At 55.9% G+C, this 12,734-nt stretch carries 11 protein-coding genes and 1 pseudogene; 7 read left to right on the top strand and 5 right to left on the bottom strand.

The genetic code is table 11. The annotated features are described in order from the left end of the window. Window positions 1-9: 9 nt before the first annotated feature. The 5 genes from dtd to C3F35_RS12015 all read right to left on the bottom strand — a co-directional run bounded on the left by dtd (window position 10) and on the right by C3F35_RS12015 (window position 3,780). On the bottom strand, window positions 10-447 hold the full coding sequence (dtd, locus tag C3F35_RS12035) for a D-aminoacyl-tRNA deacylase (protein WP_103793395.1): 438 nt from the start codon (window positions 445-447) through the stop codon (window positions 10-12). Next, window positions 444-1,325: a virulence factor BrkB family protein gene (locus tag C3F35_RS12030; RefSeq protein WP_032615393.1), complete on the bottom strand. Its 882-nt coding sequence runs from the start codon at window positions 1,323-1,325 to the stop codon at window positions 444-446. The genes dtd and C3F35_RS12030 overlap by 4 nt, the downstream gene beginning before the upstream one ends. Next, entirely contained in the window at window positions 1,319-1,918 is a 600-nt protein-coding gene (gene yihX, locus C3F35_RS12025) for a glucose-1-phosphatase (protein ID WP_032615395.1), read from the bottom strand. Before yihX ends, C3F35_RS12030 begins: the two co-directional genes overlap by 7 nt. 142 nt (window positions 1,919-2,060) lie before the next feature. Continuing rightward, complete coding sequence (locus tag C3F35_RS12020) at window positions 2,061-2,849, bottom strand: DeoR/GlpR family DNA-binding transcription regulator (protein ID WP_059306932.1); 789 nt, start codon at window positions 2,847-2,849, stop codon at window positions 2,061-2,063. A 34-nt stretch (window positions 2,850-2,883) separates the two neighbouring features. Then, window positions 2,884-3,780, bottom strand: a complete 897-nt coding sequence (locus C3F35_RS12015) for a sugar kinase (protein WP_103793394.1) — start codon at window positions 3,778-3,780, stop codon at window positions 2,884-2,886. A gap of 154 nt (window positions 3,781-3,934) precedes the next feature. On the opposite strand from C3F35_RS12015, the pseudogene yihU reads away from it, so the two are divergent. From yihU to ompL, 7 genes and pseudogenes are all read left to right on the top strand, one after another. Continuing rightward, a pseudogene (yihU, locus tag C3F35_RS12010) lies at window positions 3,935-4,820 on the top strand (sulfolactaldehyde 3-reductase). A gap of 10 nt (window positions 4,821-4,830) precedes the next feature. Next, window positions 4,831-5,706, top strand: a complete 876-nt coding sequence (yihT, locus tag C3F35_RS12005; protein WP_032615405.1) for a sulfofructosephosphate aldolase — start codon at window positions 4,831-4,833, stop codon at window positions 5,704-5,706. 14 nt (window positions 5,707-5,720) lie between these two features. After that, window positions 5,721-6,962, top strand: a complete 1,242-nt coding sequence (gene yihS, locus C3F35_RS12000) for a sulfoquinovose isomerase (protein ID WP_032615407.1) — start codon at window positions 5,721-5,723, stop codon at window positions 6,960-6,962. A 16-nt stretch (window positions 6,963-6,978) separates the two neighbouring features. Further along, complete coding sequence (locus C3F35_RS11995; protein ID WP_103793393.1) at window positions 6,979-9,003, top strand: alpha-glucosidase; 2,025 nt, start codon at window positions 6,979-6,981, stop codon at window positions 9,001-9,003. A 45-nt stretch (window positions 9,004-9,048) separates the two neighbouring features. Then, window positions 9,049-10,431 (top strand): MFS transporter, encoded by a 1,383-nt coding sequence (locus tag C3F35_RS11990; RefSeq protein WP_103793392.1) that lies wholly within the window; start codon window positions 9,049-9,051, stop codon window positions 10,429-10,431. Window positions 10,432-10,474: 43 nt separating this feature from the next. Continuing rightward, window positions 10,475-11,899: an MFS transporter gene (locus tag C3F35_RS11985; protein ID WP_059306928.1), complete on the top strand. Its 1,425-nt coding sequence runs from the start codon at window positions 10,475-10,477 to the stop codon at window positions 11,897-11,899. Window positions 11,900-11,973: 74 nt separating this feature from the next. Then, entirely contained in the window at window positions 11,974-12,660 is a 687-nt protein-coding gene (ompL, locus tag C3F35_RS11980) for a porin OmpL (RefSeq protein ID WP_032615415.1), read from the top strand. Window positions 12,661-12,734 lie beyond the last annotated feature (74 nt).

The raw sequence follows: 12,734 nt of genomic DNA, 5'->3' as shown, positions 1-12,734 counted from the left end.
TCAGCTCACTCATACCTGGAGCCAGAACGTGACGGGGCCATCATTTACCAGCGAGACCTGCATATCTGCAGCGAAACGTCCGGTCTGTGTATGCATCTCTTGCTGACGGCAACGGTCAACAAAGTATTCATATAACGCTTCTGCCCGTTCTGGCGCCGCCCCTTTAGAGAAGCCCGGGCGCATGCCGCGCTCGGTATCGGCTGCCAGCGTAAACTGCGATACGACCAACACGCTGCCACCCGCCTGCTGGACGTTGAGGTTCATTTTGCCTTCTGCATCGCTGAAGATGCGATAACCCAACACGCGCTCGCATAAGCGGTTGGCTTTCTGCTCGTCGTCATCCCTTTCGACACCTAACAAGACTAAAAGTCCCGGGCCAATTTCACCCGTCACCTCTCCCTCCACGGTGACGCTGGCACGGGTTACGCGCTGGATTAATGCAATCATGGTTGGTCTGCTTCTCGTCGTTTTTCGGCTTCGGCCGCTTTTTTTAGCTCGCGATATACCCCGAGAGTGACAGTAATTTCAGCGCCAAGCAAGACGATGCACCACGTCCAGTAAACCCAGAGGAACAAAATGGGGATCACCGCCAGTACGCCATAAATCAGCTGATAGGAGGGGAACATGGTGATGTAGAGCGCAAAGCCTTTCTTGCCCAACTCGAAAAGCAGAGCGGCCACCAGCGCGCCCAGCATCGCATCGCGGTTAGGCACCCGCATGGTAGGCACAATGCTGTAGAGCAACCAGAAAGCGAGCCAGGACAAGAGCAACGGGAAGATGCGCAGCACGTCGTCAATCACGCTGTCGAGTTCGCTGGCCCAGCGTAACGAGAGCAGATATGAGCTGATCGCCAGACTGGCACCGGCCAGCAACGGCCCCAGCGTCAGGATCATCCAGTAGACTGCAAACGAGTAAACCTTAGGACGCGCCCGGGTGCTGCGCCAGATGGTATTGAGCGCGCTATCGATGGCATACATCAGCAGCAGCGCGGTGACAATAAGTCCGCACGCCCCCACCGCCGTCATCTTGCTGGAGTTCGCGACAAACTGCTCAATGTAATTCTGAATGACATCCCCGGTGGCAGGCATGAAGTTCGCAAAAACAAAATGGCGGAGCTGCAGGCTGACATCCGAAAACATCGGAAAAGCGGCAAAAAGGGCAAAAATAACGGCCACCAGCGGCACCAGAGACAACAACGACACGTAGGCAAGGTTGCCTGCCAGCGTGGTCATGTTGTCCTCATCGATGCGATGCCAGAGGAGTTTTAGCCACGCACGAAACGGTCGGGTGTGGTGGCTGGCTTTTTGATGAACGATTTTTAGCATAACTGCTTCGCAAAATAGTCAGGTATTGTCTGTTTTCCGGTCACCAGAATTGACGTGATACCCAACTGGTTAGCTCCCTCTATATTATCGACGTTATCGTCAAAAAAGATGGCGTCGGCGGCAGAGAATCCTTCGGCCTGCAAAACGGCCTGGTAGATCCGCGCTTCCGGTTTGCGCATCCCCATCTCCTGGGACAGGTAGATTTTGTCTGCCGCCGCTTTCACTTCGGGATATTCATCCGGCCAGAAAGTGGTATGCAGACGGTTGGTATTGGACAGCACCACTACCCGATGCCCTTGCTCACGCAGCTTGTGCATGATGGCAATCACCTCGGGACGAATACCGACAAAGATCGCCTGCCAGCCGTGGGAAAACTGTTCGTAACTGAGGGCTAGTTCCATCTCCTGGCAGAGCTTTTCGGCAAATTCTTCATCCGAAATCTCACCGCGCTCATGCTGATGGAAGGTATCGCCCATCGTAAAACTCTGCTTAAGCGTTGCCAGCGGAACGCGGCTGAAATCACTCCATGACCCCAGCACACGATTAAAGTCGATATCGACGATTACGTTTCCTAAATCAAAGATATAGAGCATCTGCTTCTCCTTTTCGCCGTGAAAATTAACTTTAGCGGGAAAGAAGATGTTTGGCTATGCGCCAGCGCCAGCTTACAGAAAGGAAGAAACGGCCCGCAGGGTACCTGCCAGGCCGTGAGAGCAAAAACCGCGAAGCGGTCTGTTATTCGTCGCCCGGATTGACTTCAACAACCTCAACCTTGCCGGATTTCAGATGACCTTGCAGGGCAGAGCCGGGGAGTTTATCGGTGAAGAGCGCCGTAGCCTGCGCCACGTTACCGACTTCGATCGCGGCGGAAGCGTGGTATTTCGTATGATCGGCCGCCAGTAAAATGTGCCGGGAGTGCGCCATCATGGTCTTCGCCACGCTGGCTTCGTTAACATCAAATTCCATCAGCGCACCGTCGGATTCAATCGCCCCGACGCTGGTCACCAGGTAATCAGCACGGAAACCCGACACAAACGCCGTGGCCGCCGGGCCGATGATGCCGCCGTTGTGCGGACGCAGCGTACCGCCGGGGACCATCACCTCAAAGCGCGGGTTTTTGTAGAGAATATGCGCCACCCGCAGGCTGTTGGTGATAATACGCAGATGATTATGGTTAAGCAGGGCACGGGCCACATGCTCCACGGTCGTACCAATGGTGATAAACAGGGTTGAGCCATCAGGAATATAGTCCGCAATGGCCTCGGCAATCGCTCGCTTCTCTTCGGTCAGAGAGACTTCGCGCTGCTCAAAAGCCGTGTTGACCACGCTGGATGCCCTGCCCGCACCACCATGATGACGTGTTATCAGCCCCTGGTCGCTCAGTTTGCGGATATCCCGACGCACCGTTTGCGTGGAGACATCCAGCAGGTTCGCCAGTTCATCAATGTTCATATAACCACGATCGGCAATTAGCGTTAGCAGCTGATCGTGGCGCGGGTTGCCGGTCAGTTCGGTAAGGCTCATGGGCTGTCCTCTGAAAACCATCACGCCCCGCATTTTATACAAAAAGTGACAAAAAAGAGCGGGTTTGATCACAGTCAGGTATACCTGCGCGCCCGCCCGGTTTGGTGCATTTCAATGCCGCGACGGCACTGGCATAACGAACTGCCTCTGATGACGGCATCTGTTGCGCCAGACTGAGCGCCAGCGCGCCATGAAAAACATCCCCCGCGCCTGTTGTATCAACCACTTCAACGGCATACCCCGGCTGATGGCAAAGTTCGCCCTTTTCCAGCCAGTAACACCCCTCACGGCCCTGCGTGACATACACGTGTCCATTTGTGAGCGTTTGTGCTTTTTTTAAGGCATCGAGTGGATTATCTATGCGCGTTAAACGTTTCAGACCCGGCGCGGAAAAGGCCGCATGGTCGCTCAGCGCAACGAGTTCAGCGATATCCTGCGGAGTGACATCCGCATCAAGCACCGTAGGCACGCCCTGCTGACGGGCAAGGGTAAAGGCTTGCTTTGCGCCCTCATGCCAGCGTACATCGGCCAAGACACTGTCCCACTGCGAAAAATCGATCTCCTTTAGCCAGTCTGCGGTCGCAGGAAGATCGGCGCTGGGATAGTTAGCAATAACACGCTCACCGCTCGCATCCACCAGCACGGCCGACTGTGAAGAGCGGGCACCTTTAACAACGCGGGTGTACCGCGTATTTACCCCCAGGGACTCCAGCTCCGCGAGTAATCTTCTGCCGGTGTCGTCATCCCCCACCCGGCCAATAAAATCCACTTCTGCCCCCAGTTTTGCCGCCGCCACCGCCGCAGTTGCCGCCGGGCCACCACCCACTTCCGTATAGTCTTTTGCGACATATTTCCCACCTTCTTTCGGTAAATCATCGAGATACCAGATGCGATCCAGCACGGTAATGCCAACACAAACAATGCGAGTCATGGTGATTCCTTCTGCGTTTCTGATGCTCTCATTTTAATTTCACAAAATGTTTAAAAAGTGACCCGTGTCAATTTTTTGACTATAAATTACAAATACGATCAAAAACAGACAACATAAACGCTCAATAATTGACACGATGTGACAGGAGAGAAGCATGTCAGCAATTGCCTTTATCGGTTTAGGACAGATGGGCGCGCCCATGGCGAAGAATCTTTTACAGCAGGGCCACCAGCTTAGCGTCTTTGATGTAAACCCCCAGGCGATTCAGGCTCTGGTAGAGAGCGGCGCACAAGCAGCGGCAACCCCTGCACAGGCGGCAACCGATGCTGAATTTGTCATCACCATGCTGCCAAACGGCGACCTGGTGCGCACCGTTTTGTTTGGTGAGCACGGCGTTTGCGGCGGGCTGTCCCGCGACGCGCTGGTGATTGATATGTCCACCATTCATCCGCTGCAGACCGACGCGCTGATCCGCGACATGGCTAAACAGGGTTTCAGCCTGATGGATGTGCCTGTCGGGCGCACGTCGGATCATGCTATCGCCGGAACGTTGCTCCTGCTGGCGGGCGCAGGTTGAACGCGCCACGCCGGTGTTGATGGCGATGGGCAATGAACTGATTAACGCAGGCGGGCCTGGGATGGGCATTCGCGTGAAGCTTATCAATAACTACATGAGCATCGCCCTGAACGCGCTTTCTGCTGAGGCAGCGGTACTGTGCGAAGCGCTCGGCCTCTCCTTTGATGTGGCCCTGAAAGTCATGAGCGGCACCCCTGCGGGGAAAGGGCACTTCACCACCTCGTGGCCAAACAAGGTGCTGAAAGGGGATCTTTCACCCGCCTTTATGATCGACCTTGCACATAAAGATCTGGGGATCGCCCTGGACGTAGCCAACCAACTGCACGTCCCGATGCCGCTGGGTGCCGCCTCCCGCGAAGTCTACAACCAGGCACGCGCCGCCGGACGCGGACGTGAAGACTGGACGGCCATTCTTGAACAGGTTCGCGCATCCGCCGGACTGAATAATCACACTGATAAGTAAGGACTGAGGAATGACGATGTACACCCTGAAAGATATCACCCGACCTTCCGGCGGTTTTGCCATGCTGGCCGTGGATCAGCGCGAAGCGATGCGTCTGATGTTTGCCGCAGCGGGTGCGCCTGTGCCAGTCACCGATCAGCATCTGACTGACTTTAAGGTCAATGCGGCGAAAATTCTGTCGCCGTACGCCTCCGCTATTCTTGTCGACCAGCAGTTCTGCTATCGCCAGATCGTGGAACAACAGGCGGTTGCCAACAGCTGCGCGATGATTGTGGCGGCTGACGAGTTTATTCCGGGGAATGGCATTCCGGTCGACAGCGTGGTGATTGATAAAAATATTGATGCGCAGGCGGTCAGGCGCGATGGCGGCAAAGCGCTGAAGCTGCTGGTGCTGTGGCGTAGCGACGAAGATCCGCAGCAACGTCTGGAGATGGTGTCGGCGTTTAATAAGCTGTGCCATGACAACGGGCTACTTAGCATTATTGAGCCGGTGGTTCGTCCCCCGCGTCGCAGCGCTGTGTTTAACCGCGAACAGGCCATTATCGATGCGGCAAAAGAGCTGGGCGACAGCGGCGCCGATCTCTACAAAGTCGAGATGCCGTTGTTCGGTAAAGGTACGCAGCAGGAACTGTTAGCCGCCTCGCAGAAACTGAATGAACAGATCAACATGCCGTGGGTGATCCTCTCTTCCGGCGTGGATGACAAGCTCTTCCCGCGCGCGGTGCAGGTTGCCATGCAGGCGGGCGCTTCAGGCTTTTTAGCCGGTCGCGCCGTGTGGTCGTCCGTGGTGGGGCTGCCGGATACTGAAATGATGCTGCGCGACGTCTCTGTACCGAAACTGCAGCGTCTGGGCGAAATCGTCGACGAAATGATGGCTCGCCGTTAAGAAAGGATACGAACATGAAATGGTTTAACACCCTGAGCCATAACCGCTGGCTCGAACAAGAGACCGACCGCATTCTCGATTTCGGCAAAAACGCCGCCGTACCCACTGGCTTTGGCTGGCTGGGCAATAACGGCCAGATCCGCAGCGACATGGGCACCCATCTGTGGATCACCGCCCGTATGCTGCACGTTTACGCGGTGGCCGCGAACATGGGACGTCCCGGCGCTTACACCCTGGTTGAGCATGGCATTAACGCCCTCAACGGCCCGCTGCGCGACAAACAGCACGGCGGCTGGTACGCCTGCGTCAACGACGAGGGCGTGATCGACGCCTCCAAGCAGGGCTATCAGCATTTCTTCGTGCTGCTGGGCGCGGCGAGCGCCGTCACCACGGGTCATCCACAGGCGCGCAAGCTGCTGGACGAGGCGATTGAGGTGATCGAGCGCTATTTCTGGAGCGAGGACGAACAAATGTGCCTCGAATCCTGGGACGAGGCATTCAGCAAAACCGAAGATTACCGCGGCGGCAATGCCAACATGCACGCCGTAGAAGCCTTCCTGATTGTGTATGACGTCACCCACGACCGTAAATGGCTCGACCGCGCCCTGCGCATCGCCTCGGTGATTATTCACGACGTGGCGCGCAAAGGGGAGTATCGCGTTAACGAGCACTTCGACACGAACTGGAATCCAATCCGCGATTACAACATCGACAATCCAGCCCACCGTTTCCGCGCCTACGGCGGCACGCCGGGGCACTGGATCGAGTGGGGACGCCTGATGTTACACCTGCGCGCCGCCCTGGAAGCTCGCTTTGAAACGCCGCCAGAGTGGCTGCTGGAAGATGCGAAAGGGCTGTTCCACGCCACTATACGCGACGCCTGGGCACCCGACGGGGCGGATGGCTTTGTCTATTCAGTGGGCTGGGATGGCAAACCTATCGTGCGCGAACGCGTACGTTGGCCAATCGTCGAAGCGATGGGAACAGCCTATGCGCTCTATACCGTCACCGGCGAGGCGCAGTACGAAGCCTGGTATCAGACGTGGTGGGAATACTGCATTAAGTACCTGATGGATTACGAGAACGGTTCCTGGTGGCAGGAGCTGGATACCAATAACGAAGTGACCACCAAAGTCTGGGATGGAAAACAGGATATTTACCATCTGCTGCACTGCCTGGTGATCCCACGCTTGCCGCTGGCACCAGGATTAGCCCCTGCGGTCGCCGCCGGATTACTGGATAGCCAGGCCAAATAATAAAGACGGAGTTTTTATGCGTACCCTACACAATATTGACCTGAAAAATAACGAAAGTGGTTTTACTCTGCACTGGGAAAACCGACTGATTTTGTCCCACACCGCGGATGCCCCCTGCCTGTGGATCGGCGCTGGCGTTGCCGATATCGACATGTTTCGTGGCAATTTCAGTATCAAGGACAAGCTCAACGAAAAGATTGCCCTGACGGACGCGACCGTCACACAGCAAAACGCGGGCTGGGCCATTCGCTTTACCCGTGGCGACGCGGTGAGCGCGACGCTGTTGGTGGGCGTCGATGAAGCAGGCCGTCTGGCGCTGAAGCTCAAAAACGATGCCCCCCACCATAACCGTATCTGGTTGCGCCTGGCGGCTCAGCCCGACGATCACATTTACGGCTGCGGAGAGCAGTTCTCGTACTTCGACCTGCGCGGCAAGCCGTTCCCGCTGTGGACCAGTGAACAGGGCGTTGGGCGTAACAAACAAACCTACGTGACCTGGCAGGCCGACTGCAAAGAGAATGCAGGCGGCGATTACTACTGGACCTTCTTCCCGCAGCCCACCTTCGTGAGCACCCAGAAGTATTTCTGCCACGTGGATAACAACTGCTATATGAACTTCGATTTCAGCGCGCCGGACTTCCACGAATTGGCCTTCTGGGAAGATAACGCCACGCTGCGCTTCGACTGTGCGGAAACCTACGTCGATCTGCTGGAAAAACTGACCGGCCTGCTGGGTCGTCAGCCTGAGCTGCCAGACTGGGTTTACGATGGCGTGACGCTCGGTATTCAGGGCGGCACCGAGGTGTGTCAGCAAAAGCTCGATACCCTGCGCAAAGGCGGCGTGAAGGTCAACGGCATCTGGGCGCAGGACTGGTCCGGCATTCGCATGACCTCCTTCGGCAAGCGCGTGATGTGGAACTGGAAGTGGAACAGCGAGCTGTATCCGCAGCTTGATGAGCGTATTCAGCAGTGGAAGCAGGAGGGCGTGCAGTTCCTCTCCTATATCAACCCGTACGTCGCCAGCGATAAAGACCTGTGCGAAGAGGCGGCGAAGCGCGGCTATCTGACCAAAGATGCCGACGGCAAGGACTACCACGTCGAGTTTGGCGAGTTCTACGCAGGCGTTATCGACCTGACTAATCCTGAGGCCTACGACTGGTACAAAGAGGTCATTAAAAAGAACCTGATTGAACTGGGTTGCAGCGGCTGGATGGCCGACTTCGGTGAATATCTGCCGACCGATACTTTCCTGCACAACGGCGTCAGTGCGGAAATTATGCATAACGCCTGGCCTGCGCTGTGGGCGAAATGTAACTACGAGGCGCTGGAGGAGACGGGCAAGCTCGGCGAGATCCTGTTCTTCATGCGTGCGGGTTACACCGGGAGCCAGAAGCACTCGGTGATGATGTGGGCGGGAGATCAGAACGTCGACTGGAGCCTCGACGACGGTCTGGCGTCAGTGGTGCCGGCTGCGCTCTCTCTGGCGATGACCGGGCATGGCCTGCACCACAGCGATATCGGCGGGTATACCACCCTGTTCGAGATGAAGCGCAGCAAAGAGCTGCTGCTGCGCTGGTGCGATTTCAGTGCTTTTACGCCGATGATGCGTACCCACGAAGGGAACCGTCCTGGCGATAACCGGCAGTTTGATGGCGATGCCGAAACCATTGCGCACTTTGCGCGCATGACCACCGTCTTTACCACTCTGAAACCCTATATCAAAGATGCCGTGGCGCAGAATGCGAAAAGCGGCCTGCCGGTGATGCGGCCGTTATTCCTGCACTACGAGGATGACGCGCACGTGTACACGCTGAAATACCAGTATCTGTTTGGCCGCGATCTGCTGGTGGCCCCTGTGCATGAAGAAGGGCGTCATGACTGGTCGCTCTATTTGCCAGAAGACAGCTGGGTAAATGCGTGGACGGGGGAAGTTTGCCATGGCGGTGATGTCACCGTTGATGCTCCGCTCGGCAAGCCACCGGTCTTCTATCGCCAGCAAAGCGAATGGGCAGATCTGTTTAGCACTCTGCGTCATATCTGATAAGGCTCGCCCGCAGGGAAACCTGCGGGCAGACGGAGAACAATAATGAGTCAACATACTTCTGATCCGGCAACCCTGCGCCTGCCGTTTAAAGAAAAACTCGCCTACGGGATGGGCGATCTCGGCTCTAACATCCTGTTGGACATCGGCACGCTGTATCTGCTGAAGTTTTACACCGACGTGCTGGGCCTGCCGGGTACCTACGGCGGGATCATCTTCCTGATTGCCAAATTCTTTACTGCCTTCACCGATATGGGTACCGGGATCATGCTCGACTCCCGGCGCAAGATCGGCCCAAAAGGGAAATTCCGCCCGTTCGTGCTCTACGCGGCGTTCCCGGTGACCCTGCTGGCCATTGCCAACTTCGTCGGCACGCCGTTTGAGGTGACCGGCAAAACGGTGATGGCAACGGTGCTGTTTATGCTCTACGGCCTGTTCTTCAGCATGATGAACTGCTCTTACGGCGCGATGGTACCTGCCATTACTAAAAACCCGGATGAGCGCGCCTCGCTGGCCGCCTGGCGTCAAGGCGGCGCCACGCTGGGTCTGCTGCTGTGTACCGTCGGTTTTGTGCCAGTGATGAACCTGATTGAGGGCAATGACCAGCTTGGCTACATCTTTGCCGCGACCCTCTTCTCGCTGTTCGGGCTGTTCTTTATGTGGTGGTGCTACAAAGGCGTGACCGAGCGTTACGTTGAGATGCAGCCCGCCAGTGCGACACATAAACCCGGGCTGCTGCAGTCGTTTCGCGCCATTGCCGGTAACCGCCCGCTGTTTATTCTCTGCATCGCCAACCTGTGTACGCTGGGCGCCTTTAACGTCAAACTCGCCATTCAGGTTTACTACACGCAGTACGTGCTGAACGACCCTATTCTGCTGTCGTATATGGGCTTCTTTAGCATGGGCTGTATTTTTATCGGCGTCTTTATGATGCCCGGTGCGGGGCGTCGCTTCGGTAAGAAAAAGGTCTATATCAGCGGGCTGATGATTTGGGTGGCAGGCGACCTGCTCAACTACTTCTTCGGCGGCGGGTCGGTGAGCTTTGTGGCGTTCTCCTGCCTGGCGTTCTTTGGTTCCGCCTTTGTGAATAGCCTGAACTGGGCGCTGGTGTCCGACACCGTGGAATATGGCGAGTGGCGCACCGGGGTGCGATCCGAAGGAACGGTCTATACCGGATTTACCTTCTTCCGCAAGGTGTCGCAGGCGCTGGCGGGCTTCTTCCCGGGGATCATGCTCACGCAAATCGGCTACGTACCCAACGTGGTGCAATCCAGTAGCACGGTTGAGGGACTGCGGCAGTTGATCTTTATCTACCCAAGCCTGCTGGCAGTCATCACCATCGTGGCGATGGGCTGCTTCTACAACCTCAACGAGAAAATGTATGTGCGCATTGTAGAAGAGATTGAACTGCGCAAACGTACCGCATGAATGACCTGATCGAGCGCCCTGCGGGGCGCTATGAGGATCGACCATGACACACAATATTGATCCCTTAACGCTGAAGTTGAGCCTGCGCGAGAAGTGCGCCTATGGGATGGGCGATTTTGGCTCTAATTTGATGCTCTGTATCGGCACGCTGTATCTGCTGAAGTTTTACACTGACGAGCTGGGCATGCCCGCGTTTTACGGCGGCATTATCTTCCTGGTAGCGAAGTTCTTCACCGCCTTTACCGACATGCTCACCGGCGTGCTGCTGGACTCCCGGCGTAACATCGGTGCCAGAGGGAAATTCAGGCCGTTTATTCTCTATGCTTCCGTTCCGGTGGCACTGGTCGCCACGGCCCAGTTTATGGCGAATGATTTTAGCCTGACGGTGAAGACAGCCATCGCCACGGTGCTGTTTATGATGTTCGGCCTGTGCTATAGCCTGATGAACTGCTCTTACGGCGCGATGGTGCCAGCGATCACCAAAAACCCGAATGAGCGCGCGCAGCTTGCGGCCTGGCGTCAGGGCGGCGCAACGGTGGGTCTGTTGCTCTGCACTGTCGGCTTTATGCCCATTCAGGCGCTGTTCGTTAGCCAGCCGTCACTCGGCTATCTGGTTGCCGCACTGGTGTTTGTCACCGGGGGGCTGGTCTGTATGTGGTGGTGCTACAGCGGGGTGAAAGAGCGCTACGTGGAGATCACGCCCGATCATCATAAGCCGGGCATCCTGAAATCCTTCTGCGCCATCTTCCGCAATCCACCGCTGCTGGTGTTGTGCATCGCCAACCTCTGTACCCTCGCGGCGTTTAACATCAAGCTGGCCATTCAGGTTTACTACACCCAGTACGTGCTGAACGATCTCCATCTGCTGTCGTGGATGGGCTTTTTCAGTATGGGCTGCATTCTGGTGGGCGTGTTTCTGGTACCGGGCGCGGTTAAGCGTTTCGGCAAGAAGCCGGTCTATCTGGGCGGGCTGGCGCTGTGGGCGGTGGGCGACGTGCTGAACTTCTTCTGGGGGACCAGCTCCCTGCTGTTCGTGCTGTTTTCCTGCATGGCCTTTTTTGGTACCGCGTTTGTGAATAGCCTCAACTGGGCGCTGGTGCCGGATACCGTCGATTATGGCGAGTGGAAAACCGGCATCCGCGCCGAGGGGTCGGTTTATACCGGTTACACCTTCTCACGCAAAATCTCCGCGGCCCTCGCCGGATTCCTGCCGGGTATTATGTTGACCCAGATTGGTTATATTCCGCATGCCGTGCAAAGCGCGGGCACCCTGCTGGGGCTGCGCCAGCTTATTTTTCTCTGGCCGTGTGGCCTGGCGATTATCGCCGCCATCACTATGGGACTGTTTTATAAACTCAACGAAGCGCGCTTCGCTTTTATTATCGAGGAGATAGGGAAACGGAAAAAAGAATTAGCGGATACGCCTGAGATAATCGCCAACAATAAAGCGTCAGCAGTCACTTTATAACAATAAATCCGGCCATTGTTTCCTTCCTGTTAATCAGGAGGGAGGCCTTTCTGTACCTGATACATGGACAAATTATGAAAAGAATCATCACTGTACTGATCGTGTCGTCTGTGTCCTGCCCGGTATTTGCCGGTGCCTACGTCGAAACCCGCGAAGCCTACAATACGGCCTCAGAGATGCACGAGGTGATCCTGCGTGCGGGCTATAACTTCGATATGGGCGCGGGACTGATGTTCACCAATGCTTATAACCTGGGAAAATGGGATGAGCTGAAGCACAGCTATAACGAAATAGAAGGATGGTATCCACTCTTTAAACCCACCGACAAACTCACTTTCCAACCCGGCGGATTGATTAACGACAGCAGCGCGGGTTCGGGCGGTGCCGTCTATCTGGACACCAACTATAAATTCGTTGACTGGTTCAACCTGACGTTCCGCTATCGCTACAACCACAACAATTACGATACGCCGGACTATAACGGGCTGATGGATAAGAACGATACTCACGAGCTGGCGAATTACTGGAATTTCAAAGTGACGGATGCGTTTTTCTATACCTTTGAGCCGCACTTTTTTCAGCGGGTGAATGATTACCGCAGCAAAAATGGCAAAGATCACCACTGGGAAATTACCAATAAGTTCAGCTATAAGATCGACAAAAACTGGCTGCCGTACCTTGAACTGCAGTGGCTGGACAGATGGAATGATTACAACCGCGAGCAGTACCGGGTTCGGTTAGGATTGCGCTATTCGTTCTAATAAAAAAGCCGCTGAGGAATCAGCGGCTTTTTAGTTACCGGGCGGCGCTCGCGCTTGCCCGGCCTACGGCATCA

The sequence above is a fragment of the Leclercia sp. LSNIH3 genome, from assembly GCF_002935105.1.
GTDB classification, from domain to species: domain Bacteria; phylum Pseudomonadota; class Gammaproteobacteria; order Enterobacterales; family Enterobacteriaceae; genus Enterobacter; species Enterobacter adecarboxylatus.
The sequence above is the reverse complement of the archived record's forward strand: the minus strand, read 5'-3'. Positions and strand labels throughout refer to the sequence as shown.

Excerpts from the sequence above, each read along its gene's own strand:
- yihS (WP_032615407.1), top strand. The coding sequence starts at position 5,721 with ATGAAATGGTTTAACACCCTGAGCCATAACCGCTGGCTCGAACAAGAG.
- C3F35_RS11985 (WP_059306928.1), top strand. The coding sequence starts at position 10,475 with ATGACACACAATATTGATCCCTTAACGCTGAAGTTGAGCCTGCGCGAG.
- C3F35_RS12015 (WP_103793394.1), bottom strand. The coding sequence starts at position 3,780 with ATGACTCGCATTGTTTGTGTTGGCATTACCGTGCTGGATCGCATCTGG.
- C3F35_RS11995 (WP_103793393.1), top strand. The coding sequence starts at position 6,979 with ATGCGTACCCTACACAATATTGACCTGAAAAATAACGAAAGTGGTTTT.
- yihX (WP_032615395.1), bottom strand. The coding sequence starts at position 1,918 with ATGCTCTATATCTTTGATTTAGGAAACGTAATCGTCGATATCGACTTT.
- C3F35_RS12020 (WP_059306932.1), bottom strand. The coding sequence starts at position 2,849 with ATGAGCCTTACCGAACTGACCGGCAACCCGCGCCACGATCAGCTGCTA.
- yihT (WP_032615405.1), top strand. The coding sequence starts at position 4,831 with ATGACGATGTACACCCTGAAAGATATCACCCGACCTTCCGGCGGTTTT.
- ompL (WP_032615415.1), top strand. The coding sequence starts at position 11,974 with ATGAAAAGAATCATCACTGTACTGATCGTGTCGTCTGTGTCCTGCCCG.
- C3F35_RS12030 (WP_032615393.1), bottom strand. The coding sequence starts at position 1,325 with ATGCTAAAAATCGTTCATCAAAAAGCCAGCCACCACACCCGACCGTTT.
- dtd (WP_103793395.1), bottom strand. The coding sequence starts at position 447 with ATGATTGCATTAATCCAGCGCGTAACCCGTGCCAGCGTCACCGTGGAG.
- C3F35_RS11990 (WP_103793392.1), top strand. The coding sequence starts at position 9,049 with ATGAGTCAACATACTTCTGATCCGGCAACCCTGCGCCTGCCGTTTAAA.